Source organism: Bartonella sp. P0282, from assembly GCF_048452985.1.
Taxonomy (GTDB): Bacteria; Pseudomonadota; Alphaproteobacteria; order Rhizobiales; family Rhizobiaceae; genus Bartonella; species Bartonella choladocola.
Window position 1 is genome coordinate 197,945 of the sequence record NZ_WTFO01000001.1, and the last position, 25,906, is coordinate 223,850.

The following is a 25,906-nucleotide window of genomic DNA, read 5'->3' on the forward strand; positions in this document are numbered from 1 at the left end:
TATTTTATAAAATAAAAAACTTCATATAGCTCCAAAAAGCTATTTATATATTTTAATGATTGAATTTATTTCAAATCGGATATTAAAAATTGTTTCGGTAATTATATCGGATCAATGTGTCCAATTTTAAAAAAGGCCAATCGCACTTCACCGTTTTTCACTGATAGTTGCAGAACCGGATCGCCCTTATCATTCTTTGGCATAGCGCTTAAAGCGAAAAAGATTGTTTTGAGATTGTCGAATTGTGAAGGAAATGTTGAACGGGCCGTTTGCATGAGCTTGTTCTGGTCACTTATTGCAATGTCGAATTTTGCATTGAGGTAACCTTCCTCGTTAAAGGAAAATGGTCCCGAAACAGTTAACGCCCCGCCGGTTGCAAAACGCACTGTCGACGATTTCAAAAAACCTTTGTGACCGCGTAGTCGCTCGATCGGAATATCGTGGTTTTCGTCACTTGTAAAAAGGGATGAAGCTTCATCGAGTGTCCATTGAATATCACCACTCATTTCCGGTACCGTCGTATTTTCATGCGGAACAGTCAAGGGCAACTGCAAATCGACAAATGTCAATCTGGCATCAAGATTGCTATTCAAACCATGAGCATCAAAACGCAGAAATTTTCCTGTCGTTCTGTCTTGTAGCTGGTCGGCATCTGTTCTGGTTCCAATTTCTATGTCATCAGTCCGTAAACTGACAGCATCGGGGATATGATGGCTCATATCTGTTTCAATTTTCATATCACTCCACTTGGCAGAAAGTGGAACAAGGCCCGGAAATTCGAGAGATATTGGGGAATTTAGCGACAATTCCAGCCAGCGGGGTGCATAAACCGGAGCACCGGTAATTATTTTCCCGCCGGAAAAAGCAAATCCTTTGACCAATTGCTGCAAATTGACTGTGTCGCAGGAAACGCCGATTCTGAGCGGATAGCCGGTTTTATGCATATTTTCACATATCGCAACAAAGCCGTTTTCATTATAGCTTGCCAATTGTCCGGAAACTTTTTCCTCGACCTTTGCTGCCAGAAAATACCAGAGAATCGAATAGAGAACGACAATCAGGACAATGGAAAAAATACCCCGTTTCAAATATCTGTGCTTGAGTGATTTACGGTGAGACACAAAGTCGGAGGAGGTCATCTTTCGGTTTTCTCGCAATTTCCATCAATGCCGGTTCGCCGATCATAGAGAATAACAACTTATATCTCCATAGACATTTATGCTTTTTTTAGTGCATATATCGATGTCTATAATGGTGCATGGAATAAGGATCGGCAGCAAATGCACGACTTTTGGGTATTCGGTTATGGTTCTTTGATGTGGAATCCGGGTTTTACCTATGATTTTATGTCGCCTGCCCGCCTTTATGGCTACCACCGCTCTTTATGTATCTATTCCAACCATTATCGCGGAACAGTAGAAAATCCCGGCCTTGTTTTAGGACTTGATCGCGGTGGGTGTTGCGACGGGCTGGCTTTCCACGTTCCGGTAGAGGATACTAAAAAAACCTACGATTATCTGATTGAACGTGAACAGGTAAACAGTGTCTATATCGAAAAGATGAAGCCGATCTATTTGAAAGACGGTCGCGTTGTCAACGGGCTGTTCTTTGTCGCCGATCAATCACATGAGCAATATGCAAAAAAGCTTGATCCGGAAAATATGGCACTCATCATCCGCAAAAGTCACGGGCTTGCCGGTTCCAACGTTGATTACGTGGTTAATACTGCGGCAAGTTTGAGAAAAATGGGCATTCCCGACAAGTCTCTGGAAAAGCTTGCAAAACTTCTTCAGGATTGATGAAATCCAATAATCGACAACCTTTAAAGCCGCTTCGGATATTACCGGTCAGGATTGGATGGTTTTTTCCGGCTTGCCGAATATCTTGACAAGTGCCTGTTCGATCCAGCGGCGCAAAGCAGGGTCATAGACAAAACGCCCTTCCAGTTGCGATTTTGCACATTGGGCGCCCTTCAACTCCAAACGTTCCGCACCATGCACCACCCAACGCTGCATCATTGCACGTGTCAATTCGGAATGGAATTGCAACCCCCACGCATTTTCACCATAACGGAAGGCTTGTGTGGGATAAGTGTTGCCCTTGGCCAGAAGTTCGGCACTCTGCGGCAAATCGTAAATGCCTTCGCTATGGAAATGATAAACCATTTTCGGCCAATCCATAACACTTTTGCCCCTTCCGGTTGCTTCGATCGGATACCATCCGATCTCCACCTCGCCATCGCTACGCGGTTTGACCACCCCGCCAAGATTTCTGGCAAGCAATTGCGCCCCAAGGCAAATACCGAGAAACGGTTTATTTTCTTTAAGGGCTACCGAAATCCAGTCCATCTCGCGATTGATAAAAGGCTCATTATCATTGGCACTCATCGGGCCGCCAAAAATAATGGCTCCGGCATAATCTTCCAATGTTGCAGGCAGACAATCCCCTAACACCGGACGATAAATGCTGAGTTCAAACCCGTTTCGTTGCAAGATTTGCCCGATCCGGCCTGTGGTTGAAGAGGCCTGATGCAACACTACCGCTATTTTTTGCTTTTTTTCTTTCGGGTAGAAATTTTCTTCTGCCACTGACATTTTAATAAAACGACCTATTCATTCTCTATGGGGGCTTCCGGTTTTTCCGTAAGTTGTTTTCTTTGCCCCGCCATTTTTTTCAATTCCAGACGATCCTTGCGGTCAACCCCGATCATTTCGGCAATTCGCCAGATCAGTGTGTCTTCCAATTCGTAAATATAACCATCGGCATATGCAATTTCCCATAGCAATCCTATAAATTTGATACATTCCTGACGCGTAAGGTGGCGTTTCAATGTCGAGGTAAATTGGAATATATCAAGACTGTCACGATTGGCTGCTTTTCCTGCTTCGATCAATGCCTTCAATTCGGATCCGGCAAGCGCGAACTCATGGGAAATAATATCATAAAGAACTTTTTTCTCTACACCCTGTTCCTGACCATCCGCATCGACAACGTGAAAAGCAAGGGCGACCGCTGCAACGCGTGGATCATCATCGCCAAACACGTGATTGGTATTTGCAAGCGATTGTAAAAAATCTGTCAGATGCTTTAATATCAATCCCTGCCCTCGCCTTTTCGGAATAGGTTGATGTGGCACGCCGCCATTCAACGAGAAAATACAAAACGTTCGACTTTATTCTCTATCCGGATTCTTTATCCCGTTTTAGATTTTTCATCCGGTTTTAGGTTTTTTATCCGGTTTTAGATTTTTTATCCGGTTTGAAACCCGATATTTTTTCAATCGTCCCAACAGGAAACCATCCGCAACCGGTTTTCAAACTTTGGCCGATTTTTGGTAATTTTTCAAACCTTATTTCTTATGAACACCGGGATCATCGACATTAATGCGCGTAACATCGACAGGTGTCTCCGGTTTTGACGGGTCAACAGCATCGACAATCATTATCGGTTTTGTGTGGAATGCTTGCGTTCCTTCCCCTTCATGGTTTCCGATTTTTTCCGATCCGATTTTCGCCTCCGCTTTGAGCGCTCCGCTCTTTCCGGTATTGGATGCTTTTTTTGCCTCCTTCGGCGATTGTTCAATGGCAGGAGGTATAACTTCATCCGGATTTAAAGTCAGTCCCGGATTGCGTGAAGGGGCTTGCCACCGGAAAACATCCAATTTGCCGCTGATCGGTGAAACCGGTTGCCATTTTTCAAAGATTTTGCCATCCGCCATCCAAACCGGATCATGGTCGGCGCGCACCGCCAAAGATAACCATTGACGTACCCGCCCCTGATCGCCGCTTTGCGCTTCTTCAATATCGGCAAGCAACAGATAGGCACTCTCGCGAGGAGCAATTTTTAACGCTTTTTCCGCCTGATCGCGCGCAAGCTGCAATTCTCCCGCATCAAAGGCCGACCGTGCAACAATATAGAACGATTCATAGGCTTGCGGATTTTTTTGGAAAAGTGTTCTGGATTTTTTCAAGCGGTCGACAGCACGTTCTTCGCCATCGAGATAAAGGCTTGCCAAATCACCATGGGGCGAGGTTTTCCATAAATTTTCTATGAGCCTGTCAGCTTTGCCGATTTCATGCTGGCGATAGAGAATATCGGCAGCGACCAATGTTGCCGGAACAAATGACGGTTCGAGCTTTTGGGCTTTCAATGCTGTTTTACGCGCATCGTCGGGATAATATTCAAACATATCCTTTGCCTGACCGGTCAAAAGGACAACACGTTTATGCGTCAGTTTTTTATCTGCCCGTTTCGAGCGCGGCAGCGATTTCACCTCGCGGTCAAACAGCGCAATGGCTTTATCCCATGCCCCTTCCGAGCATAACCGGTCGAGCATTGCCTGATTGGCCCATGTAACCGAAGGAGCAACAAGACTTGCTTTTTCTGCATATTGACCGGCTGCTTCATAAGCGCCCGATCTCATGGCTTCACGATAAAGCCCGTAAAACCCCGCAAGTTTCGTTTTCGGAGACTTGCTCATTTCCTCATAAATGCGAAGTGCATTGGGAACATCGTTTTCTGCAAGCAAGGTTCTTGCTTCCAGAAGTTTTACCAGAGGTTCGTTGTCGCTATCGAGATAACGGGCAACCCGTTTGTTCATCTGTTTTGCAGTGTCAATATCACCGGATAGAATTGCCAACAGCCCGTTCGACAATGCGTCACGACCTTTTTTCTGCCGTTGTTCTGCGAAATGACGCGAAAGCCTATGGGGTGCAGAAAAGATAGATTTCAGGAGCCAGAGCAACAACAAGACAATGACCACAAGCAGAACAAAGGCAATCACGGCTGTCAGAACCGACACTGTTACCCGGCTTGAACCAAAATCCATCACCAGATCTCCGGGATTGTTTGCAATCCACGCAAATCCGGCACCAAGAATTGCTACCACAAGAACATAAAAGAGTACGCGAACCATTTTTCTGAATACTCCTCTAATTCAAATCTTGTGCTTTGGAAGGAGACATAAGCTTGCTTAAAATCTCCGATAAAACCGCATCGGCATCACGCCGCATTTTCAATTTTGTTATAAAATCCGATGAAACATCCTTGGCACTTTGGGGCAAATTCTGCCACTCGCTCAAAGCACGTTCATTATCGCCTTTTTTAATTGCGACTTCCATTCTTGCAGCAATTGCCGGTGCATTTTCTCCCTCTACATTTCCGACCGGACGGGAAGCAACCAGACCTTTTGCACTTGCCCATAATTTTTGACCGAAACCTGCGTCACTTGCAGGTTGATTTTCAGTTCGGGCAATTTCATCGGCAACATGGGCAAATTCTTGCGAAAGTTCGGCCTGATTGGGAACACCCTTATCGGCATATTGTTCGAGGTTATCGAGCGAAGTCAAATCGGGCGCAAGATTTTTGAGCATATCAAGCTCGCTTGCATAGGAACCACCGCGATCAATCGCATTTTTAAGTGCATTGGCCGCTGTTATCGACGCAATGTCCTTCCCCTGAACAGGGTTCTTGAATTCGCTTTTTACCGCTTCGATCTCATTCTTCAAATGATCTATATCTTCGGCATTTTTATGAGCCAAATCCAAAGCCTCACCGGATTTTTCCGATATTGCGGAGACTGATTGCAACCGGTTTTGAATATCATCAAATTTCTTTGTCAAAACTTCGGCGGCCTGAGGATTGGCGTTATCACTTCCCAATGAGTTGACGACATTGTTCAATGTTTCAACATTGTCGATAACGCCCGACAATTGCTCGCCCATTGCATTGGTTTTGCTATCGAGTTCGCCAACAGAAGAAACAACTTTATCAAGTGCTTCGCGGTCTTCGGAAGAAAGTTCGGCGGTAATTGCAGCACCATCTGTCGCATTCTGTTTGAGACTTGAAATCCGGTTTTCAAGTTCAGCCAATCTGGTTTGTGTGGAACTATCCTGACGGGAAAAGGCCGGCAACAAACCGCTCCATTGCAACCCCGCTCCAAGAACGAGGGCAATAACACCACCGGCAACACCTGAAGCAAAATGGCTGACACTGCCTGTTTTTGCACCGGTGGATTTTTGTTGTCTCGAAGCTGTCGAAGCGCCATTGTTTTTTTCATCGGCACGAGAGGTCTGGTCACTTGCCATTTTTACCTCGTTTTTTTCTCTGTTGGTCACTGGAGTGGTTTTTCTATTGGCGGAGGTTTCCGCACTATCTGTGGCAGATGTTTTTGTTTCGGCTTTTGCGACCGATGATGATTTCGCTACAGCAGTTTTCCCGTTTTTCCCCGAGGCTTCCGCCATCGCATTTTTATTGTTTTCATCAAAAGCGACAGGTTCGGCTTCCGGAATACCGTTCTTTCCCGAGTGAATGGCCTTTTCCGCGTGAAGATCGACAACCGGCGGCTTACGGGTTTTCCCCGAATGCCGGGATTTGGCCTTTGGTTTTTGAGGCTCTGCCATTGCTCCTCGCTTTCCTTGTTTAATCTCTCGCCAGAATATGGGCGTGAGATGAAAGAATGGTTTAAATCACCTGAAAATATTGAAAATAGTTTAAGCCAATATTGCCTTCAAGCCTTCTAACATTGCTTTCTCGTTCGGTTCATATGCTATAATCGGTGCATTCAAAAATGTTTTCGGAATAGCATTTGCTATACGCATCGAAAGACATAAAAGTACCGTTGATTGATTAATATAGCCGCCAATTTGTTCAAGACCAGAAGCTGCCATCGCCGAATAGAGCATAACGGCCTCGATTTTTTGCGGAATCTTACGTTTTTGTTTTTCATCAAGCCTTATCGGTACTGTATCATAAATTTCGATCAGCTTTAAAAATTTGTATTTTTGCCGCAAATGGTCTTCAAGATCGGGTCTGCGCACATGACCGGCAAGATAAAGAAGATGATCGGTCGAGGCTCTTTCTATTCGATAACCAAGAGTTTGTGCATCAGGAGCAACAACCGCAATATTGGTGAAACCTGCTTTTTTGGCCGCTTCTGCCGTTTGTTCCCCGACAAGATAGAGAGGTTTTTGGCGAATTTGGTCCAATAAATCCCTTTTCGCATATAAAAATGCCGATTCACTTGTGGCAATAACAGCATCACATGAAACCTCGCAACGGGTGGCAGGTAACGCGATGGTTTTTGATAAAGGCAAAACATAGGGAAAGAAATTCAAACGACGCAAATGTTCGGCGGTTCGCGTTGCACCAGGTTCAGGACGCGTCACCAGAATGACCATAAAGGAAAACTCCATTTCTTAAAAAAGCCGAAAGATAAATCCGGATTTATCTTTTTGCTTTATAACATGGCAAATTCTATTCGATAGAACTGGTTATTTGATAGAACCGGTTTTAAAATCGTTGTTTTCATGATAGCCAAAAAAGCTAAAACTGACAATTGATTGTCCTGATAACAACTTTGCTAACGATCTTGGTGACAGACAAGATTAAGTTCAAAACCATAATGGAAAATATCTTTGAAACGGCTTTCGGAAAGGTGCTTGAGGCGCAAAATGCGTGTTTTAGGAATTGAAACGAGTTGTGATGAAACGGCGGCCGCTATTGTCGAACGTGACGAAGGTGACAAAGCACATATATTGAGCAATATCGTTTGGAGCCAGATTGAAGACCACATTCCTTATGGTGGCGTTGTTCCGGAAATTGCCGCACGCGCGCATGTCGAAATTCTTGACGGGCTTGTCAAACGTGCCCTTGAGGAAGCAAACACCGGACTTCAGGATATCGATGCCATTGCCGCAACAGGTGGCCCCGGACTTATCGGCGGATTGATTGTGGGTTTGATGACGGCAAAAGCATTGGCTCTTGCTGCAAACAAGCCCTTTATTGCAGTCAATCATCTGGAAGGCCATGCGCTGACTGCAAAACTTACCAATAATCTTGACTATCCCTATCTTCTGCTTCTTGTTTCAGGTGGTCACACACAGGTTATTCTGGTCAAAGGATTGGGTGATTATCAACGCCTTGGCACAACTATTGACGATGCATTGGGGGAAGCTTTCGATAAAACCGCAAAGCTTCTTGGCCTTCCCTATCCCGGTGGACCGATTATCGAAAAACTGGCCGCTCAGGGCGATAATCAAAGAATAGAACTGCCAAGACCGTTGAAGGGTGAAAAACGGCTCGATTTTTCATTTTCCGGTCTTAAAACTGCGGTACGACAAATTGCTCTGGAGATGGCACCGTTAAGCGACAAAGATATTGCCGATATTGCAGCCTGTTTTGAACTTGCTGTGACCGATACGCTAAGCGACCGTGTCGAACGTTCACTTGCCGTTTTCAAAAACGAATATCCTGATAAAGAGGCTTCTCTTGTGGTTGCCGGTGGCGTTGCATCGAACAAAGCCATAAGAAATTGTTTGCAACAATTGTGCGATGCGCACGGGTTCAGATTTATCGCACCACCAATCGGCCTTTGCACCGACAATGCGGCCATGATTGCCTATGCAGGGCTACAACATTTTATTCACGGTGACCGTTCATCCTTCGATATTGCGCCGCGTTCGCGCTGGCCACTTGATGAACAGTCATCACCATTGATCGGTGCCGGACGACGGGGAGCCAAAGCGTGACCAAAACTTCCAAAAAAATCGCCGTGATGGGAAGTGGTGCATGGGGAACAGCGCTTGCCGTTCTGTCTCGTAATCTGGGGCACAATGTCTCACTTTACGGGCGCAATCCCGAAACCGTTGAAAAAATTAACACCCAGCACATCAACCCCTATTATCTTCCGGATGTGGTTTTACCCTCCGGCATTTCTGCGACAACGGATGCAGGAAGTGCACTCTCTTCTGCCGATCTTGTCCTTGCGGTTATTCCGGCACAGGTTTTTGCCTCTGCCTTGGCCGGTTTTGCCCGCTTCATTCCCGAAAAGACACCGGTTGTTCTGTGCGCCAAAGGCATAGAACAAAAAACCGGACGCTTTATGTCCGACATTGTCGAGAATATTTTGCCCGATCACAGTTTAGCTGTTCTTTCCGGACCCAGTTTTGCCGAAGATGTCGCCCGTGGTTTACCGACGGCGGTAACCATTGCTGCAAAAAATATCGACCTTTCCCGCGAGATTGCCAATGTATTTTCGGGACCGGTTTTCCGTTGTTATGCTAGTGATGATATTATGGGCGTAGAAATTGGCGGATCGTTGAAAAATGTTCTTGCTATTGCTGCCGGTGCGGCTGCGGGGCGAGGTTTGGGAGCAAGTGCACAAGCCGCTCTTGTAACCCGCGGTTTTGCCGAATTGCGCCGTATCGGAAAGGTTATGGGCGCAAAAGCCGAAACCATGACAGGGCTTTCGGTACTGGGCGATCTTATCCTCACCTGTTCATCGTCGAAGTCGCGTAATTTTTCTTATGGTTTTGCACTTGGACAAGGGAAATCGACAGACGGTTTGAAACTGGCGGAAGGCGTTGCTACCGCACCCGGTGCTGCCGATTTATGCAAAAGAAAAAATATCGTTGCACCGGTTATTGATGCTGTCGCCAACCTGCTTGACAGACGTATCACCATCGATCAGGCTGTTACCGCACTTATAACTCGCCCATTGAAATCGGAGGATTAGACAATGCTTTACGCCGTTATCTGCAATGACAAAAAAGACCATTTGCATATTCGTCTTGAAATACGCCCGAAGCATCTCGAATATTTGAAAAGCCTTGGCAAAACTCTCAAATTTGCCGGTCCGTTTCTTGATGCTGATGAAAAACCCGATGGCACTTTGGTTGTTGTGGAGGCAAAATCACCGGAAGAAGCCAAAAGTCTTGCCGAAAACGACCCTTATGCAAAAGCCGGCCTCTTCAGTGATATGAAAATCCGTCCGTGGCGCTGGAGTGTCAATAATCCCGAGGAAGCTTAAATGGCTTATTGGTTATTCAAATCCGAGCCATTCAAATGGTCGTGGGACATGCAAAAAAATAAAGGCGCCGAAGGAGAACAGTGGGACGGTGTGCGCAACTATCAGGCACGCAACAATATGCGTGCCATGAAACTTGGTGACAAAGGCTTTTTTTACCACTCCAATGAAGGGCTGGAAATCGTTGGCATTGTCGAAGTTTGCAAAACCGCCCACCACGATTCGACCACCGATGATCCGCGTTGGGAATGTGTCGATATTCGCGCTGTTTGCGACATGCCGAAACCCGTTACTTTGAAAGCTGTCAAAGCCAATCCGAAACTTGCCAATATGTCTTTGGTGACATCCATGCGCCTTTCGGTGCAGCCGGTACGCGAAGATGAATGGTTGGAAGTCTGTAAAATGGGAGGGCTTTTACCGGCACCTTGACAATTCCTTAGCTGAATTGCCCTTGGTCGAATTGCCCTTAATCAAATTGCCCCCGGCCGGACCGGTTTTGCCACTGTGATAAACAAAGAAACATTTATCCTTGAAAACACTTCACCACTCCCCTGTCTCAATATACCGGCGATAAAACTGTATCAGGCCGATGAAATCCACGACCTCTGGCATATGACAGAAGCGGAAATGGGAAAAATCGGCTTGGATCCACCCTTTTGGGCTTTTCCATGGGCAGGCGGCGAAGCTTTGGCACTCTATATTCTGGAAAACCCCGAAACAGTAAGGGGGAAAAAAGTGCTCGATTTCGCGTCCGGTTCGGGGCTTGTCGGCATTGCTGCGAAAAAAGCGGGAGCTTCTCTGGTTCTTGCCAATGATATTGATGCTTTTGCATGTGAGGCAATCCGGCTTAATGCCCGCCTCAATCATGTATCAATCGAAATCGACAATAACAATCTTGTCAAAGATGGTAGCCACTTTCAAAACTCTTTCGATGTTATCCTCGCAGGTGATGTTTTTTATGACAAAACAATGAGCGAAACGGTTATAAGCTGGCTAAAACTCTTTGACAGATCAAAAACCGTCATATTCGTTGGTGATCCTGCACGCGCCTATCTACCGGTCGAATGGATGGAAGCAAAAACATCTTTCAAGCTACATGTTTCAAAAGCAATAGAAGATAACAGTTTCAAGCATGTAACAATCTGGCAAATGAAACCGTAAAAAATAAAACGGTTTTTTGAAAATCCGGTTCAAACAAACGGGTTTCCCGTGAAACCATGCCTGTTCAAGGAATAGACGGGAAAAAACTCGAAACCGTCCTGATTGACCGACTTATATCTTCACCAATTTTAAAATTCGCAACCTTTGCCCCTTAGAAGTCGTTCCTCAAATCACTATATTATCAATATAGGCAATAATCTTATCTGACCGGCTTTGAGCCGTGTCGGGGGTTTTATCTGACAGGCTTTAAATAAAAGCCGGATTGAAAGATTAAAAGAGCTGGCAAGAGGAGGCCGGAATATGGCTCCTCGAAGAAGGTAGAAGAACAGATATGTGGTTGATGCGCATTATCCGGGCAGTTCTCTCACTGGCAATTGCCTTCATTGTTGTGATTGTGGTGGTAAATAATGCCAGCAGCAGAGTGGCTGATAATATGGCAAAATTTTCTGTTCCATTTGCTGCCATGGACGACCACAATTTCAGGAAAAATCCGGAAAAACCGGTCGCCGCTTCAACGGGTTCATATGTCCCGACCATAATTGAATAGCCGTTCAAAACTTGAAAAGATCGGGTAAGAAACCGCGGTCGCGAAAACAATAATATTGAAAAAACGGCGGTAAACCGGATTGTTATATTCTCGTGGCTATAGAAATGCGGGCTTTTTAGGGGATGTTTAATTTTTTTGGTGTTATGTTATAGTAAACACAACTGGTCAGGTTTCATCTTTCAAATGGATGAAATCACCTCGATTGAATCTGGTATTGGTGAGGACCTGCTCATCCGGAGCTTTATGAATGAAATTTAGAACTGCGCTTCTTGCTTCTTTCTTTCTTACAGCGACTTTTCTGAGTGGTTGCCAGGAATCATCGAACTTGCCGCAAATCGGTAAAGCGACACAAGAATTGCCGAAAAAGCTGCAAGACAAGATGGTTGCCAAGAATATGGAAAAATATTCGCCTATCGTTGTGCGGGTTTTCAAGGAAGAAAGTGTCGTCGAGATATGGAAGCAGACACGCACCGGAAAATATGACCTGATTTCCACCTATAACATATGCAAATGGTCGGGAAAACTTGGACCTAAATATATGGAAGGAGACCGGCAGGCTCCTGAAGGTTTCTATACAATCCGCCCAAGCCAGATGAATCCGAATTCAAACTATTATCTGGCTTTCAATATCGGCTTTCCGAACGCATACGATCAGGTCAACGGTCGCACCGGCCAACATTTGATGGTTCATGGGGCATGTTCGTCATCCGGCTGCTATTCGATGAGCGATGAAAATATTGCTCAGATTTACGCATTCGGGCGTGACTCGTTCAAAGGTGGACAACGTGAATTCCAGCTTCAAGCTTTTCCATTCCGCATGACTGCCGAAAACATGGCTCGTTACCGCAACGATCCGAATTATAAATTCTGGACAATGCTGAAAGAAGGCTATGACATTTTTGAAGTCACAAAACGCCCGCCAAAGGTTGATGTCTGTGAAAAACGCTATGTTTTCAATCGTAATACCGATGGCAAGGCTTTGACACCGGCAGGTGTATGTCCGGTTGCAACACCCGATGCAGCATTGCAGACGGCTTTTGCATCATATCAAAAGAAATATGATGATGCATTTTCATCTGCCCGCGAAAAGAAAATGAAAGCACCGGCACCGACAATTCAAGGTGTGGAAGAAGCTTCTCTGGTTGCCGATTGGAGCCGTAAACGTGCTTCCGGTGTACAAGTATCGCGCGAGCCGCCGTCACTGACACCGGCATCGAAAGAAACACCTGATGCGCCGGATATAGCAAAGGAAAATGCCGTTGCGTCAAAAGCTGCTGTTTCCAATGAAAAGACAGCAAGCACAGTTGTACCGGCACAAAAACCTGAAGTCGCCGGCCAGTCGCTTGCCGAAGAGGAAGCACAAAATTCCGGTGCGCCGGTTACTCCGGCGGCAGGCGAACCCCAAACAAAGAAATCGCTCTGGAAATTATTTGGTGGTTGAAAAAAGTTTTATATATGATTTATGCGGGCTGAAATGCCCGCTTGTTCTTTTGAAGGCAAGAAAAAAGCTATCCGCACTACCGGATAATATGACGCTCGTTATATTGAGCGATGATCCTCTGGCACCTCTGGATATAGCCAATTATTGCCACCAAAATAATTACGGCTTTGAAAAAAGCCTTGTAAACGGCATTCATCACCTTGCCATCATACCACAAGGACAGTCCTGAATACCGGAACATAGTCAAAAGAGAAAAAGAGTAATTTCTTTGCCCGCTTCCTGAAAGGCGTACTCTTCAGGTCATTGCGATAGCCTCACGACAGTCCGGCTTTATCCCGTGGCAGGTAATTTTTCTTTAGTGCTACGCCCTGAAATTCCGGTTATGTGCAAATGACGTGATTACGCTTTTACCGGAATTGCGGAGATCTTCTCCTTGATTTTTCGGCTCTTTACCTCACGTCAAATCTTTCCGGAACGGGCAATGTTTCGTTTACTTGAAGCTTCCTGTCAAAAATTGGCAACGCCTATAACAAGATCAGCCGCGGTGTTTTGCATTATCAGCTTTTAAAAGGAAGGGGATAACCACTCGACACCCCGTTTCATGGCGCCGCATTTCGTGACGCCCCGTTTCATGAAAAGCAAAATAAAAAGATAGACCGGCCAAAAACCGGTGCTAGTTGAATGGGAGCAAAAATCTTCGGGGGCAGAAAATATTAGACTAGAATTTGAATCCCGGTATTGCGAGCGGATTATCTGTCATTGCTGCCCGATCAGCCTTATCAAGCACAGGTTTTCCCAAAAAAGCGTCGAACATTTCCCGCACTGTGGTTTCATCCACCCCGTCGGTAATCACAACAAGCCGCGTTTCATGACGGCCTTCCGGCCATTCGGGCAGGCGAACCGGCGGATGGAACAATGTCTGGACACCATGGATGACAACCGGACGTGACGGGTCTTCCTCCAGCTCGACAATGCCTTTCATACGCAACATTTTTGGCCCGTGATTGGCGCGCAAAAGATCTATGAAAGCTTCCAGCGCAAAATAGGGAACAGGTTTGTCATGGGTGAGAGAAAAAGCATGAATCGTATCGGAATGGCGATTGACATCATGATGGTGATGATGGTGATCGTGATCGTCTTCCTTACCAAGCCAGTTTCTTATATCCGGCACTTTCTTGTTCAAATCGAAATCGCCGATATTGACGAGTGCCGAAGGCGGGCAATGGGCAGCATCGGAATAAAGAATTTCGGCCATGGGATTAAGTTTGCCGAGTTCGCTCATCAATGGTTCGAGAGTTTTTTTATCTTCAACAAGATCGGTTTTGGTGAGAACAATCCGATCAGCCAATGCAACCTGATTGCGTGCTTCTTTATGCCTTGCCAGAGTTTCCAGTCCGTTTATCGCATCAACAGCGGTGATAACCCCGTCTATGACAAATGCCTGAACCATTGCGGGGTGACCTAACAAAGCTTGCAGAATGGGTGCGGGATCAGCTAGGCCGGTTGTTTCGATAACAACATGGTTCAAGCGTTTGATACGCCCTGTTTGAAGCCGGTCGACAAGACTTGCAAGACTATCGACAAGCTGGCCACGCATTGTACAACAAAGACAACCATTGGATAATTCGATAACGCCGTCATCGGCTTGTTCGACAAGAAGGTTATCAATTCCAACCTCGCCAAATTCGTTGACAATAACGGCTGTATCGGTGAGCATCGGGTCTTTCAAAACGCGATTAAGCAAAGTGGTTTTGCCCGCCCCTAAAAAACCTGTAAAAATTGTAACAGCGATACGGTTCATCGAATTCGTCATTGTGCATCCATTGATTGGGGACGAGGTTTCGGAACAGGAATTTTCCATGCCGGTATTTCACCCGGTTTTGCAGGCGCCGGTGCCGAAATCAGCCGAACCTGCATGGGTGTAACATCAAGTGGCCGCGCTGAAATATAGGGAGAATCGAAAACCACTTTCCCCTTTTCATCACGATGCTGCATGCGTGCTTTCCACGCATCATCATTGCAAATCCTGTCTTTAATATCGCTAATTTGCGTTAGTTTCGTTCCATAAGGCTGCAAAGTTGCAAGTGTTGTTTGTGACGAGCCTTGGCTCGAAAAACCGTCGTTCAAAAGTTTGGCGGCGAGCGCTTCACGCTGGTCGATACGATCAGCACCGAGAACTACCGCGATAATTGTGCGTTTGTTGCGGGTGGCAGATGCGACAAGATTAAATCCGGACGCACATATAAAACCGGTTTTCATGCCATCGGCACCGGAAAAACGGCCGATCAGATTGTTTGAATTCTGTTCGACTTTTCGCCCGCCGCCAAAATCAATCGCGGGAATAGAAAAATAATGGGCATATTGGGGAAATTCCCGACGGATCTGTACTGCCAGAACGGCAAGATCACGGGCGGTTGAATAATTGTCGGGATTGGGAAGGCCGTTGGCATTGGCAAAATGTGTTCCGAACATGCCAAGTCTTTGGGCTTCTTCATTCATGCGTACAACAAAAGCCTGTTCGGAGCCGCCAACTGTCTCGGCAATCGCTGTTGCAAGATCATTGGTGGATTTTACCAAGGTGATTGACAAGGCTGTATCAAGGTCAAGAACGGAACCCGGTTTATATCCCGAATGGCTGGGTGGAAGCTTTGCGGCTGCCATGCTTATCGTTACTCTTGTTTCAGGCGTAACCTCGCCATTATGGAGTGCCCGAAAAGTGACATAAGCAGTCATCATCTTTGTCAAGGAAGCAGGATACCAACGGTCGAATGCTTCATTATGGGCAAGAATACGACCGCTTGCGACATCCACCGATATATAAGGGTTGGCATGGGCAACAGCCAAACTTATAAAAAACATTATAAAAAGGACGGGTAGACCCGTTATTTTACACATATTGTAAGATCCGGATTGGTTTTCGGATCCTGATTGGACTTTTGTTTTCATTAGCGATTCTCTTGAAACCGGCTTTTGACCGGAAAAATAGATCTTATCATTTTCAGATGAAGCTTATTAATCCTATAGCTCATAAAATTCAAAACCGCATAAAAATATGGCGATTGGCACGTAAATTGATGCGAATTTACCGGATATAGCCGCCTTCAAGAGCGGCTTAGCTGTGAACAAATGTTTTTTCCTGCCCCGATATGGAAGCGCGAATAAAATATAGTATACTTCGGACAAGTTTAGCTTTAAAATTATTGAAGCGGAGCGAGATAATTCTTATTTGCGTGGTAGGGCATAAGTCCGAATAGAAGAGGGAAGGAAATAAATATGTATGAACGTATTCTTGTGGCAACGGATGGTTCGGAACTTGCTGGCCGTGGCGTTGATGCAGCCGTCGAACTTGCAAAGAAAACCGGCGGTGAACTTTTCGTTGTGACAGTAACAAGTCTGATGCCGTCTTACGGCATTGTTGTCGGCGCAGAATGGGCTTCCAGCCCCGGTGCTTTTGACGAATTCCGTAAAGAAATGGAAGATGGTGCACGCAAGATTCTTGAAGGTGCACTCAATAAGGCTGAAAAACAGGGCGTTAAAGCAAAAGGCGTTCATGCAGAAAACCAGCTTGCTGCTGCCGGCATTGTTGATGCAGCCAATGAACATAATGCGGATCTTATTATCATTGCCTCTCATGGCCGCCGTGGCGTTAATCGTCTTATTCTCGGCAGTCAGGCTTCCGAAGTTCTGGCCATGAGTGAACGTCCGGTTATGGTCATTAAATAATCATTTCATTCAACGAAGTATCAAAAGCGGACTTTACGTCCGCTTTTTTTATGAAACATATAGTTTTCCATGAATTTTGCTTTTTATTGATTATCGGTCATTAAGTCCGGCAAAGCTTTGCGCAACCGGCTTGCAATCAAATAGGCGAGAACAATTTTTACCATATCTCCGGGAATAAAAATAAGATCCCCTAAAAAAGCTTTGGAAAAATCAATTCCGCCAATAAATACAAGCCCGATAATGCCGAAGAGGTGATTAATACAAAAAACACCGACCATCATGATGAGTATTTCTTTTGCCGGTGTCAGCTTGTTGCGAAAGAGAGAATAGAAATAGCCGATAAAGCCTGCTGTAAAAGGAAAACTGAAAAGATAGCCGCTTGTGGGTGCAAAAAATACCGATATGCCGCCACGCCCGCCGGATAAAAGCGGGAGCCCCGCTGCAACCAGTATCAGAAACAAAAGGCAGGCGGCAAACCCCCTTTTAGAGCCCAGAATTGCACCGGACAGGATAATTCCTAAAAGCTGGGCTGTTATAGGCACCGGTATGACAGGCACCGGAATGGCCGGAAATAATCCCAAAACCGCTATAAAAGCCGCCAAAAGTGCCACTGCTACTATATCACGAACAGACATTTTCTCCCCCGCTCAATTTTTCCCGTTTTTATTGTTCACGTCTTCATCAAAACAACGTGCCTCGATTGCTGCTGCAACATCGGCCTGAACTTTAAGACTTCTTATCAGAACCGGCATAATGACTGCAAATACACTATTCTCCAACCCCCGCGCTTTTTGTGCCTCACGCACTTCGTGAGAAATATCGGAAAACACTGCAATAAATCGTAAAGTCAGCGATAAACCAAGCGATATTTTTGCCGGATTCACGCCGAAAACCTGCATAAATGAAAACAGTTTTTCAAAACAGGCCATCATTTTGGAAAATGGCGTCGTCAAGGTTACCAGCGTTGCAAGCAGAAGAAGACTTGATAACCTTATGACAATAAGTGTGGCACTTTCAAAATTCACCGAAAAATACTGGACAATGAATAGAGCGACAAGAAGCCACGAAATTTTTCTGAGTTCGAAAACGGGTTTAAAAAATGGAAATCCGGCAAGAAAAAAAAGACACCAGACGACAATGAGAGAAACAATCGCCAATGGAAGCGACGCAAAATAAAAGAGACCGATGCTCACGAAAAAAACAATAAAAAGCTTCAATCCTGCCGGGAGCCGATGAATAAATGTCGTCCCGTAACTCGGATCAATCATGCCATCGCCTCCTCATAATAGCTGATTGACTTTTCCGGTATATCGTCATGGACAACTCTACCATGGTCGATGACAATAACCCGATCGAAGTTTTTGAGCATATCAAGATCGTGTGAAACAACGATAACTTGCTGGGAAAGACCGAAAATTGTTTCTGTCATTTTTCGTTTGTTGGAAAGGTCAAGCTGCGTGGTGGGTTCATCAAAAACGATAACTTCCGGTTCCATGACAATAACACCGCAAAGTGCAACCAATTGCCTTTGTCCACCACTCAAACTTTGCACAGATTGCAACCTCGCAGCTTGAAGGTTGAAGCGGTCAAGCACATAATCGATCCGTCTCGCGATTTCGGCTTTTTCAACACCGATATTTTTCAAACCGAATGCAAGGTCTTCTTCAACCACCGGCATGACAATCTGGTTATCGGGATTTTGAAAGACAAAACCCACTTTGCGACGGATGTCTTTGCCATATTTGCGACTGTCGAGTGAATCCACCAGCACTTCACCCGATGTCGGCAATCGCAAACCGTTGAGCAATCGCACAAACGTACTTTTGCCCGAACCATTGGCACCAATAATAGCAATCCGTTTCTCGGAAAGTTTCAAATTCAAATGATCGAGTATCTTGTGGCCGCCCGCCTCGACACAAACATTTTTAAGTTCAATCATGTCAGTGGAATACCCCGATTAATGAAGAATTTTCTGTCGATCCGACCAATAGTTCAAGCGCTAATCGCGGGTTGGCCCTGTCCAGTCAACGCCCAACTCTTTCAGCCTTTTGACCGCTGTCGGCGGCATAGCCGGCGGGTTCGGATCAAGCGCGGCCTTCACGAGCAGTTCATCACAAGCACTTTCGGTATCTTTTATCAGACGCGGTAAAAATTCGCGTTTATTGAGATGCGCTTCAATAGGTGGCAAAACGCGGACACGAATTTTTCCCGGATAACGGCGGAAATTGCCGCGTGGCCAATAAAGCCCGGCATTGTGGGCAATGGGCACAACCGGCAAACCGAGTTCATTATAAATAGCAACAATACCGGGTTTATAAGCAGGTTCTGCTCCCGGTTGACGGCGCGTACCTTCCGGAAAAATCAGAATCTGGCGACCTTCTGCCGCTTTTTCTTTGGCGCCGGTGAGAACCGCCTTCATGGCTTTCAAAGGCGAGCCGCGATCAATGGGAATAATGCCGGTTTTCAACATGTACCAGCCGAAGATCGGTATCCATGTCAATTCACGCTTCATAATGAGCGAGGGGTCGTCAAGAAAAGGAACGAGGCCGAACGTCTCCCATGCCGATTGGTGTTTTGGTGCAATGATGTAGGCACCTTTTGGCAGGTTTTCGAGGCCTTCGATTTCAAAATCCGTTCCGGCAATATGTTTTTGCAGAAATAAATTCACTCGCGCCCATGTTTTGGGCACAATCCATGCTTTTTTGCGCGGAAGAAAAAAGTAGAACGGCGCATAAAGAATCATCTGGACAAAAGTTGTCACATAGAATGCTGCCGTAAACAGGATTGACCGGATTGCAAGAACCATAATGTTTCCATTTCAAGCTATTCAAATCAATCTTGCTTATAGAGCAAAATCTTTCGAGAAAACACCTCAATAAAAAACGGCCCGTAGGCCGTTTTCAAATTTGTTTGCAATTTTCACACTTTATTATTTCGTGCGAACCTTGGCGACATCTGCGGCTGTGACTGCCGGAGCATCATTGGTCCAGCTCGAACGCAAGAAGGTAGCAAGTGCTGCAACTTCGTCGTCATTCATGCGCCAGCCAAAGCCCGGCATTGCAAGATCGGCAGGGCGTTTTTCGGTCGACGGCATACGAGAACCGTTAACGATCACGCGTAACAATCCGCTTGCATCCTTTGCATTGACGATTTTTGCACCATCAAGCTCGGGGAAGACACCTTTTGCACCTTTACCGTTTACAAAGTGACAAGCATTGCAATTGTCCATGTAAAGGCGGGCACCAAGTGCCATATCCGGTTTGGCTTCAGTCAACATATCTGTTGTCTTTTTCGGATCACGTACCTGTTTTGATGCGTCACCTGGAAGTGCAATATGTTTGAGATAGGCAACAATCGAATCAAGATCGTCTTCGGTTGCAAATTGCATTGATTCTTCGACAACGAGCGTCATCGGACCGACAACGGCCGAATGACTGTTACGACCTGTCTGCAAATAGGCCTTCAAATCATCTGCTGTCCAATTCGCAACGGATGAATTCGGGCTACGCAAATTCGGCCCATAGAAACCGTCAATCGTTTCACCGGTCAGGAATTTGTTGCTGTCGCTATTCGTTCCAGATTGGCGGAACATGGAATCACGCGGTGTATGGCATGCGCCACAGTGACCCAAGCTTTCGACAAGATAGGCACCGCGATCAAGTTTCGCATCGTTGAAGCGTGGCTCGAAACCACCTTTGCCGGAAATCGCAAAGAAGTTCCAAAGACGGATTCCCCAACGCTGGTTGAACGGAAATGACAGATTGGTTTCCTTAACCTTCGCACTAACCGGTTTAACGCCATTCATGAAATAATCATAAAGCGCAACAATGTCAGGCTCGCTGATCTTGCGATAGTTTTCGTAAGGCATTGCCGGATAAAGAAGCTCGCCATTTTTGCCGATACCGTCACGCAAAGCATCACGGAACTGGTCAAGTGTCATATTCTTTATACCGTTTTCATCCGGTGTGATGTTGGATGAATAGATAATGCCGAACGGACTTTTGACTTCACGACCACCTGCATAAGGTTGGCCGCCGGGTGCGGTGTGGCAGGCTGCACAATCGGCCATTCTGGCAAGATATTCACCCCGTCCCTGCTCCGGTTTGAAGTCCGGAGAAAGAGCTTCTGTCGGGCCTGTTCGTTTGATTGGCACAAACATGATTGCCAGAATGACAATAATTGCAAGGATTACCAATCCAATAATAATCTGTACTAAACGTTTCATCGGATGTTTCTCCTATGCCAAAGGCCGCGGGTTTTTGAGGTAATCGGACTTGATATTTTCAAGCATCCAATAGGTCAAAGCGCCGAGCGTTCCTGTAGGATTATGCTGGATATTCTGCGGGAAAGCATTGGCACCCGGAATAAACAGATTGTGGTAATCCCAGTGTTGGAGATAACGGTTCAATGCCGAACGTTTGCGATCTGTACCCATAATCGCACCACCCACAGTGTGGGTTGTTTGATAAATGCGGGTATCATATTGCTGGCCTTCTTTCATCGCCGGATTTTGACGATATTTATCAGGACCGATCGCCTCGGCAATCTTGTTGATCTTGTCTGTGATGAATTGCGACATCCTGATTTCATTATTGTGCCAGTTGAATGTCATACGCATCAACGGACGGCCGAATTTATCTTTATAAGTCGGGTCAAGATCAAGATAGGCATCACGATAGGACATAACCGAACCGTGTTGGCTGATCGACATGGCATGTCCATACCAATCGCCAATAGCCTTCTTCCATTCCGCACCCCATGCCGGTGTGCCACCCGGCAACGGCATATTGCGAATTGGCTGGCCGTTGGTCTGGCCTGACGAAATACGGCTGCCACCGATAAAGCCTTCTTTTGCCATATCGATCTGGTTGAAGCTGTAATCATCAAGATAGGAACCGTTACAACCTGTACCGACAAATGGATTGAATACCTTATCCTTGAAGAACAATGTGCCACCGCCAATAGCAGTCTGGTAGGCATAGTTACGACCGATAACACCTTCACCGGTATTGGGGTCATAAGGTTGACCAAGGCCGGAGAGCAACAACAGGTGAACATTGTTAATCATGAAACCGCCGAGAATGACGAGATCGGCCGGTTGGAAGAATTCTTCATTCTTTTCATTGACATAAGTAACACCGGTTACAGTCTTGCCATCTGCGGATTTTTCAATGCGCAAGACTTCCGACTTAACTCTGTATTCAAAATTCTTATAGCGTTTCAAAGCAGCCAGAACACTGACTTGCGGTGAAGCTTTTGAATAATTGAGGCAGCCATAACGTTCGCAGAAACCGCAATAGTTACAAGGCCCCATCTGCATACCATAAGGGTTGGTATAAGCCTCGGAAGCGATAGCCGACGGGCAAGGGAACGGATGAAGGCCGATTTTCTTTGCACCTTCTGCAAAGAGCCGCCCGTTATAGGTATAAGGCAAAGCCGGCATAGGATAAGGATTCTTGCGCGGGCCTTCAAAAGGATCGCCACCTTCCTGAATTTTACCGTTCAGATTGCCGGCAGTACCCGAAACGCCTGCGACCTTTTCAAACATATCGAAATGTTTTTCCAGTTCGTCATAGCTAACGCCCCAGTCCTGAATTGTCATATCTTCAGGAATAATATTGCCGAAGGTTTCCTCGATATAGGAACGGGCTCTGAGTTCTTCCGGCTGTGCACGCCATGTCATGCCGTTCCAGTGGATACCTGCCCCGCCAACACCGATACCGGGAAGAAAAGAACCCAATTGGCGATAGGGGAGAGCAACCTGATCAAGACCTCTGCGAATCGTTACTGTATGATCGCGCGGACGGACGGCAGTGCCGAGACGGACACCATATTTCAATTCGTCAGCCGGTTTCGGATAAGCGAAACTCGGAACTGTATCGCGGTCTTCACCGCGTTCCAGTGCGACAATTTCCAGACCTTCTTTTGCAAGTTCGATGCCGCTGATTGCACCGGTCCATCCGAGGCCGATAATGACAACGTCTTTCTTCTTCATTGTTTGTGTCATGATTTAAGCCCTTTGACCTGAGAGTGAAACGGGCCCGAGTTTGTAAGGAACATTATCCTTTTCGACCCATTCGAGGAAGCTTGCACGTGCACCGGGGAACCCGATGTAAACCCATGCAGCCATGTCATAATTGCCACCATATTGGGGATCGGCGAAATAACCTTCCTTGGTGTTTTGCAACAGGAACGAGAAGAAATCACCGGAACGCAATTCGGCAATTTCGACTTCATCCTTTTCGACACGCTTTAAAGCTTCATCCTGTTTTTCAGCGGGAAGCTCTGCAAAAATTGCACCATATTGGGCTTTGCACCATTCATTGATCTTCGGAATGGCAATACGATAGGCTTCGGCAGGTGAAGGTTCTGCCTGATAGCCTGTGTAACGGGGCGCATCACGATTGAAAGGCGCTTGTCTATACCAGTGGTCACCTTGCCCCCAAGGATCAGCCATTTGCTTGTCAATAAAAACCGGAACACGTGCTTCCAAAGCACCCGGTCCTTTCCCGTCTGACGGGATAATTCGGGCAGTAGCGGCCATCACAAAGGCCCACTCTTCAGCGTTGAAAAACGACCGCTGATAGTTTTGTAAAGGAACTGGCCCTTGTGGCTGTGCCATGACATGACGGGCCGATAGTGCAGCGGCAGCACATGCTGCTGCCCCCAGTAGAAGCCCACGTCTTGTAATGGACAGGTTGGTTTCGTTCAAATTTTTTCGTGTCATAAATACCTCCACGAGCGAATTACAGTGCCCTCGTTACACGAATTATCGTGATATTTAAGCAACAAGAGTGTGAGCTCCGGAAAAGTGATAAACCTTCAGCTGGTTGTCACATTTTTTGTCATTTTCTATTTTTCCGTTATCGTTTATGTTCGGAAAAAATGTAAAACAGGAATTGCGGTAAAACGGAACTTCATGAAAATCTTGGCCTTTAGTGCTTTTTGGCTGGTGTTTTGGTTGTCCTTATCATTTGCTGGCGAGCTGCCTGACGGGCCGGAGGGGCGCTATTGCGGTTTTGTCTATAATGCCGGTTATCTCGTTCGCTCCGAAGTTGTGATCGGGAAAACGAAAGACGGTCGCCTGATCGGCAAAATGACTTATCGCGACGGTGACGAGGTAACGGAAGGAACGATTGAGGAAGTCATAAAAAAGCAAGGGCGTGAACGGACAGTCAAATGGAATGATAAATATGGCACGGGACTTGCTATTTTAAAATTTGATGAAAAATTTGATGAATTTGAAGGCCTTTGGGGCACAGATTTAAACATTCCCCAATATGAGTGGACAGGAAAACGCTGCAATGACGTCACCAGTTAAGAAAAACGGAACTGTGATTCCCCGCATTCTTTCAATTGCCGGAACCGACCCTTCCGGAGGCGCGGGAATGCATGCCGATATCAAAACCTTTTCGGCCATGAAAACCTACGCCATGAGTGTTGTCACAGCCGTTGTCGCACAAAATACGCAAGGTGTCCGGGCATTCAAAGCCATGGATGCCGATTTTGTAGCCGACCAGATTGATGCTGTTTTCGAGGACATCAAAGTCGATGCGGTAAAAATCGGCATGGTAGCCAATGCCGCAATTGCCGAAGTTATTGCCGATAAGCTTATGCATTATGGCGCAAGCAATATTGTTCTTGATCCGGTCATGGTGGCAAAAAGCGGTGACTTGTTGCTTGAAAACGATGCCATAGAAATTATTCGCAATGTACTTGTTCCGATGGCTGCCATTATCACCCCCAATCTGCCGGAAGCAGCGGTCCTTCTTAAGACAAAACCGGAATGGTCACTTGAAGAAATGAGAAAGTGCGCGCCCGATATTCTGGAGCTTCAATGCCGTTCTGTCCTCCTTAAAGGCGGGCATCTCAAAACCCCGACAAGCCCCGATATTTTTTGTGACCGCCACGGTGTTATCGAACTTGAAGCTCCACGCATTGCAACAAAAAATGATCATGGCACAGGTTGCACGATTTCGGCAGCCATTGCCGCTTTATTACCAACGACACCACTGGTTGATTCGGTCCGTTTCGCCAAACGTTATCTGACCGGTGCACTTGCCGCTTCTAATAAACTCGAAGTCGGACACGGGCATGGGCCTGTTCACCATTTTTACGAATTATGGCAAGACGGGATGATCGGCGATTGAACCGTCATTCGTCCGGAAGTCGTGAAAATCGGTCGCGATAATTTTGCGGCGAAACATGAAGGTGACGTTGAAAAACCCGTCTTAAAGTTTCTTCACTACCGAAACCACATTGGCGGGCTGTCTTTTTTATCGACCAGTTCTGTTCAAGATATTGGCGTGCAGCCTCAAGCCGGAAAAGCTCTATGGCTTTGGCCGGCGATGACCCCGTATCACGGGTATAAAGGCGGGAAAAATTCCGTTCGCTCATACCACATTTTTCGGCAAGCATTGCAACCGACAAGGGACGGGAGAGATTTTTCATAATCCATTGATTGAGGAGATTGAATCGTTCGTCCTCGCAATAAAAATCGAGAAGTTCACTGAACTGGCTTTGACCGCCCGGACGACGCAGATAAACAACCAATTGACGGGCAACAGATTTTGCCAGATTGAACCCCAAATCTTCTTCCACCATTGCCAAAGCCATATCTATACCGGAGGTGATTCCGGCAGATGTCCAGATCTTTCCGTTGCGAATAAAAATTGCCTCGTTTGTCCATAAAACATCCGGATAATCCCTCCGGAATTCGTCTATCCTGCTCCAATGCGTTGTTGCTTTTTTTCTGTCAAGTAGCCCAAGTTTTGCCAATGCCAGAGAGCCGCTACAGACCGATGCTGTGCGCCGCGTTTTCCGGTTCATCATATCAAGCCATTGAAGTATCGCTTTGTTTCGGGCAAAGCGGTTGATGCCGCGACCACCGCTGATGATAAGCGTATCAAGCTGATCGGGAGCCAAGGACAAAGGTTCAACCGCCAATTCGAGACCGCTTGTCGTTTTAATCTTGTCATTTTCGGCAATTGTCAAAAGCCGGTAGGGCTTCACGTCACCTTCATAAAGATCGTTGGCACTCGAAAAAACCTGCATTGGCCCCGTAATGTCAAGCAATTGCGCATCGTTAAAACAGACGATAGCAATAGTTTTTGGCGCAATAGTTTTTGGCGCAATGCTTGCCGGTCCAATAGTTGTCGAAAAATCGATCGAACATTTCTTACTTGGCTTAAATTGTGGGGACTTTGTCATAACTGCCAATTTAACGTGC

At 46.2% G+C, this 25,906-nt stretch carries 28 protein-coding genes; 12 read left to right on the top strand and 16 right to left on the bottom strand.

What is annotated here, in order from left to right; translation table 11 throughout:
• Positions 1–101: 101 nt before the first annotated feature.
• On the bottom strand, positions 102–1,139 hold the full coding sequence (locus GQS64_RS00940) for a DUF2125 domain-containing protein (RefSeq protein WP_077994191.1): 1,038 nt from the start codon (positions 1,137–1,139) through the stop codon (positions 102–104).
• Between the two features lie 141 nt (positions 1,140–1,280).
• On the opposite strand from GQS64_RS00940, the gene GQS64_RS00945 reads away from it, so the two are divergent.
• A complete protein-coding gene (locus GQS64_RS00945) occupies positions 1,281–1,799 on the top strand; it encodes a gamma-glutamylcyclotransferase (protein WP_077994195.1) in 519 nt (172 codons plus the stop codon).
• A 48-nt stretch (positions 1,800–1,847) separates the two neighbouring features.
• Here GQS64_RS00945 and GQS64_RS00950 read toward each other — a convergent pair whose 3' ends face one another.
• The 5 genes from GQS64_RS00950 to GQS64_RS00970 form a co-directional block, all read right to left on the bottom strand.
• Positions 1,848–2,594, bottom strand: coding sequence for a glutamine amidotransferase (locus tag GQS64_RS00950; protein WP_077994197.1), 747 nt, complete (start codon positions 2,592–2,594; stop codon positions 1,848–1,850).
• 14 nt (positions 2,595–2,608) lie between these two features.
• Entirely contained in the window at positions 2,609–3,097 is a 489-nt protein-coding gene (locus tag GQS64_RS00955; protein WP_198230345.1) for a TerB family tellurite resistance protein, read from the bottom strand.
• 252 nt (positions 3,098–3,349) lie between these two features.
• On the bottom strand, positions 3,350–4,915 hold the full coding sequence (locus GQS64_RS00960) for a heme biosynthesis protein HemY (protein WP_077994204.1): 1,566 nt from the start codon (positions 4,913–4,915) through the stop codon (positions 3,350–3,352).
• Between the two features lie 16 nt (positions 4,916–4,931).
• Complete coding sequence (locus tag GQS64_RS00965; protein ID WP_198230346.1) at positions 4,932–6,401, bottom strand: COG4223 family protein; 1,470 nt, start codon at positions 6,399–6,401, stop codon at positions 4,932–4,934.
• 90 nt (positions 6,402–6,491) lie between these two features.
• Complete coding sequence (locus tag GQS64_RS00970) at positions 6,492–7,178, bottom strand: uroporphyrinogen-III synthase (protein WP_198230347.1); 687 nt, start codon at positions 7,176–7,178, stop codon at positions 6,492–6,494.
• 273 nt (positions 7,179–7,451) lie between these two features.
• Here GQS64_RS00970 and tsaD point away from each other — a divergent pair, with 273 nt between their 5' ends.
• From tsaD to GQS64_RS01010, 8 genes are all read left to right on the top strand, one after another.
• Positions 7,452–8,528, top strand: coding sequence for a tRNA (adenosine(37)-N6)-threonylcarbamoyltransferase complex transferase subunit TsaD (gene tsaD, locus GQS64_RS00975; RefSeq protein WP_198230348.1), 1,077 nt, complete (start codon positions 7,452–7,454; stop codon positions 8,526–8,528).
• Positions 8,525–9,514: an NAD(P)H-dependent glycerol-3-phosphate dehydrogenase gene (locus tag GQS64_RS00980; protein ID WP_198230349.1), complete on the top strand. Its 990-nt coding sequence runs from the start codon at positions 8,525–8,527 to the stop codon at positions 9,512–9,514. Before tsaD ends, GQS64_RS00980 begins: the two co-directional genes overlap by 4 nt.
• Positions 9,515–9,517: 3 nt before the next feature.
• Positions 9,518–9,808: a YciI-like protein gene (locus tag GQS64_RS00985; protein WP_077994210.1), complete on the top strand. Its 291-nt coding sequence runs from the start codon at positions 9,518–9,520 to the stop codon at positions 9,806–9,808.
• A complete protein-coding gene (locus GQS64_RS00990) occupies positions 9,809–10,234 on the top strand; it encodes an EVE domain-containing protein (protein ID WP_077994211.1) in 426 nt (141 codons plus the stop codon).
• Positions 10,235–10,309: 75 nt separating this feature from the next.
• Positions 10,310–10,966 carry a class I SAM-dependent methyltransferase gene (locus tag GQS64_RS00995; protein WP_198230350.1) on the top strand — a complete coding sequence of 219 codons (657 nt, stop codon included), beginning with the start codon at positions 10,310–10,312 and terminating at the stop codon, positions 10,964–10,966.
• A gap of 340 nt (positions 10,967–11,306) precedes the next feature.
• Positions 11,307–11,513, top strand: a complete 207-nt coding sequence (locus tag GQS64_RS01000) for a hypothetical protein (RefSeq protein WP_198230351.1) — start codon at positions 11,307–11,309, stop codon at positions 11,511–11,513.
• A gap of 247 nt (positions 11,514–11,760) precedes the next feature.
• Entirely contained in the window at positions 11,761–12,954 is a 1,194-nt protein-coding gene (locus GQS64_RS01005; RefSeq protein WP_077994233.1) for a L,D-transpeptidase family protein, read from the top strand.
• Positions 12,947–13,183 carry a sulfurtransferase TusA family protein gene (locus tag GQS64_RS01010; protein WP_369805178.1) on the top strand — a complete coding sequence of 79 codons (237 nt, stop codon included), beginning with the start codon at positions 12,947–12,949 and terminating at the stop codon, positions 13,181–13,183. Before GQS64_RS01005 ends, GQS64_RS01010 begins: the two co-directional genes overlap by 8 nt.
• 489 nt (positions 13,184–13,672) lie before the next feature.
• Here the strand turns inward: GQS64_RS01010 and GQS64_RS01015 are convergent, their stop codons facing one another.
• Both GQS64_RS01015 and GQS64_RS01020 read right to left on the bottom strand, forming a co-directional pair.
• A complete protein-coding gene (locus tag GQS64_RS01015) occupies positions 13,673–14,767 on the bottom strand; it encodes a CobW family GTP-binding protein (RefSeq protein WP_246798477.1) in 1,095 nt (364 codons plus the stop codon).
• Positions 14,764–15,849 (bottom strand): D-alanyl-D-alanine carboxypeptidase family protein, encoded by a 1,086-nt coding sequence (locus tag GQS64_RS01020; RefSeq protein WP_198230352.1) that lies wholly within the window; start codon positions 15,847–15,849, stop codon positions 14,764–14,766. The genes GQS64_RS01015 and GQS64_RS01020 overlap by 4 nt, the downstream gene beginning before the upstream one ends.
• A gap of 378 nt (positions 15,850–16,227) precedes the next feature.
• On the opposite strand from GQS64_RS01020, the gene GQS64_RS01025 reads away from it, so the two are divergent.
• Positions 16,228–16,677 (top strand): universal stress protein, encoded by a 450-nt coding sequence (locus tag GQS64_RS01025; RefSeq protein WP_077994243.1) that lies wholly within the window; start codon positions 16,228–16,230, stop codon positions 16,675–16,677.
• A gap of 83 nt (positions 16,678–16,760) precedes the next feature.
• Here the strand turns inward: GQS64_RS01025 and GQS64_RS01030 are convergent, their stop codons facing one another.
• The 7 genes from GQS64_RS01030 to GQS64_RS01060 all read right to left on the bottom strand — a co-directional run bounded on the left by GQS64_RS01030 (position 16,761) and on the right by GQS64_RS01060 (position 23,404).
• Positions 16,761–17,312 (bottom strand): biotin transporter BioY, encoded by a 552-nt coding sequence (locus GQS64_RS01030; RefSeq protein WP_198230353.1) that lies wholly within the window; start codon positions 17,310–17,312, stop codon positions 16,761–16,763.
• Between the two features lie 12 nt (positions 17,313–17,324).
• Positions 17,325–17,945 (bottom strand): energy-coupling factor transporter transmembrane component T family protein, encoded by a 621-nt coding sequence (locus tag GQS64_RS01035; protein ID WP_210329411.1) that lies wholly within the window; start codon positions 17,943–17,945, stop codon positions 17,325–17,327.
• Positions 17,942–18,616, bottom strand: a complete 675-nt coding sequence (locus tag GQS64_RS01040; protein WP_198230354.1) for an energy-coupling factor ABC transporter ATP-binding protein — start codon at positions 18,614–18,616, stop codon at positions 17,942–17,944. The genes GQS64_RS01035 and GQS64_RS01040 overlap by 4 nt, the downstream gene beginning before the upstream one ends.
• Positions 18,617–18,676: 60 nt before the next feature.
• Positions 18,677–19,483, bottom strand: a complete 807-nt coding sequence (locus GQS64_RS01045; RefSeq protein ID WP_198230355.1) for a lysophospholipid acyltransferase family protein — start codon at positions 19,481–19,483, stop codon at positions 18,677–18,679.
• 123 nt (positions 19,484–19,606) lie between these two features.
• A complete protein-coding gene (locus GQS64_RS01050; RefSeq protein ID WP_198230356.1) occupies positions 19,607–20,902 on the bottom strand; it encodes a c-type cytochrome in 1,296 nt (431 codons plus the stop codon).
• Positions 20,903–20,914: 12 nt separating this feature from the next.
• Positions 20,915–22,684, bottom strand: coding sequence for a GMC family oxidoreductase (locus tag GQS64_RS01055; RefSeq protein ID WP_077994260.1), 1,770 nt, complete (start codon positions 22,682–22,684; stop codon positions 20,915–20,917).
• Between the two features lie 3 nt (positions 22,685–22,687).
• On the bottom strand, positions 22,688–23,404 hold the full coding sequence (locus tag GQS64_RS01060) for a gluconate 2-dehydrogenase subunit 3 family protein (RefSeq protein ID WP_198230357.1): 717 nt from the start codon (positions 23,402–23,404) through the stop codon (positions 22,688–22,690).
• 192 nt (positions 23,405–23,596) lie between these two features.
• Between GQS64_RS01060 and GQS64_RS01065 the strand changes: the two genes are divergently transcribed.
• Complete coding sequence (locus GQS64_RS01065; protein WP_198230358.1) at positions 23,597–23,998, top strand: hypothetical protein; 402 nt, start codon at positions 23,597–23,599, stop codon at positions 23,996–23,998.
• A complete protein-coding gene (gene thiD, locus GQS64_RS01070) occupies positions 23,982–24,827 on the top strand; it encodes a bifunctional hydroxymethylpyrimidine kinase/phosphomethylpyrimidine kinase (RefSeq protein ID WP_210329413.1) in 846 nt (281 codons plus the stop codon). The genes GQS64_RS01065 and thiD overlap by 17 nt, the downstream gene beginning before the upstream one ends.
• A 4-nt stretch (positions 24,828–24,831) precedes the next feature.
• Here the strand turns inward: thiD and GQS64_RS01075 are convergent, their stop codons facing one another.
• Positions 24,832–25,887 carry a GlxA family transcriptional regulator gene (locus GQS64_RS01075; RefSeq protein ID WP_198230359.1) on the bottom strand — a complete coding sequence of 352 codons (1,056 nt, stop codon included), beginning with the start codon at positions 25,885–25,887 and terminating at the stop codon, positions 24,832–24,834.
• Positions 25,888–25,906 lie beyond the last annotated feature (19 nt).

Bases quoted from the DNA above. Each gene is read 5' to 3' on its own strand.
- GQS64_RS01040 (WP_198230354.1), bottom strand. From the start codon at position 18,616: ATGATTGAACTTAAAAATGTTTGTGTCGAGGCGGGCGGCCACAAGATA.
- GQS64_RS01015 (WP_246798477.1), bottom strand. From the start codon at position 14,767: ATGACGAATTCGATGAACCGTATCGCTGTTACAATTTTTACAGGTTTT.
- GQS64_RS01000 (WP_198230351.1), top strand. From the start codon at position 11,307: ATGCGCATTATCCGGGCAGTTCTCTCACTGGCAATTGCCTTCATTGTT.
- GQS64_RS01060 (WP_198230357.1), bottom strand. From the start codon at position 23,404: ATGACACGAAAAAATTTGAACGAAACCAACCTGTCCATTACAAGACGT.
- tsaD (WP_198230348.1), top strand. From the start codon at position 7,452: ATGCGTGTTTTAGGAATTGAAACGAGTTGTGATGAAACGGCGGCCGCT.
- GQS64_RS01055 (WP_077994260.1), bottom strand. From the start codon at position 22,684: ATGACACAAACAATGAAGAAGAAAGACGTTGTCATTATCGGCCTCGGA.
- GQS64_RS01065 (WP_198230358.1), top strand. From the start codon at position 23,597: ATGAAAATCTTGGCCTTTAGTGCTTTTTGGCTGGTGTTTTGGTTGTCC.
- GQS64_RS01025 (WP_077994243.1), top strand. From the start codon at position 16,228: ATGTATGAACGTATTCTTGTGGCAACGGATGGTTCGGAACTTGCTGGC.
- GQS64_RS00940 (WP_077994191.1), bottom strand. From the start codon at position 1,139: ATGACCTCCTCCGACTTTGTGTCTCACCGTAAATCACTCAAGCACAGA.
- GQS64_RS01075 (WP_198230359.1), bottom strand. From the start codon at position 25,887: ATGACAAAGTCCCCACAATTTAAGCCAAGTAAGAAATGTTCGATCGAT.
- GQS64_RS01045 (WP_198230355.1), bottom strand. From the start codon at position 19,483: ATGGTTCTTGCAATCCGGTCAATCCTGTTTACGGCAGCATTCTATGTG.
- GQS64_RS00985 (WP_077994210.1), top strand. From the start codon at position 9,518: ATGCTTTACGCCGTTATCTGCAATGACAAAAAAGACCATTTGCATATT.
- GQS64_RS00950 (WP_077994197.1), bottom strand. From the start codon at position 2,594: ATGTCAGTGGCAGAAGAAAATTTCTACCCGAAAGAAAAAAAGCAAAAA.
- GQS64_RS01005 (WP_077994233.1), top strand. From the start codon at position 11,761: ATGAAATTTAGAACTGCGCTTCTTGCTTCTTTCTTTCTTACAGCGACT.
- GQS64_RS01030 (WP_198230353.1), bottom strand. From the start codon at position 17,312: ATGTCTGTTCGTGATATAGTAGCAGTGGCACTTTTGGCGGCTTTTATA.
- GQS64_RS00960 (WP_077994204.1), bottom strand. From the start codon at position 4,915: ATGGTTCGCGTACTCTTTTATGTTCTTGTGGTAGCAATTCTTGGTGCC.
- GQS64_RS00970 (WP_198230347.1), bottom strand. From the start codon at position 7,178: ATGGTCATTCTGGTGACGCGTCCTGAACCTGGTGCAACGCGAACCGCC.
- GQS64_RS01035 (WP_210329411.1), bottom strand. From the start codon at position 17,945: ATGATTGATCCGAGTTACGGGACGACATTTATTCATCGGCTCCCGGCA.
- GQS64_RS00965 (WP_198230346.1), bottom strand. From the start codon at position 6,401: ATGGCAGAGCCTCAAAAACCAAAGGCCAAATCCCGGCATTCGGGGAAA.
- GQS64_RS01020 (WP_198230352.1), bottom strand. From the start codon at position 15,849: ATGTGTAAAATAACGGGTCTACCCGTCCTTTTTATAATGTTTTTTATA.
- thiD (WP_210329413.1), top strand. From the start codon at position 23,982: ATGACGTCACCAGTTAAGAAAAACGGAACTGTGATTCCCCGCATTCTT.
- GQS64_RS00990 (WP_077994211.1), top strand. From the start codon at position 9,809: ATGGCTTATTGGTTATTCAAATCCGAGCCATTCAAATGGTCGTGGGAC.
- GQS64_RS01050 (WP_198230356.1), bottom strand. From the start codon at position 20,902: ATGAAACGTTTAGTACAGATTATTATTGGATTGGTAATCCTTGCAATT.
- GQS64_RS00945 (WP_077994195.1), top strand. From the start codon at position 1,281: ATGCACGACTTTTGGGTATTCGGTTATGGTTCTTTGATGTGGAATCCG.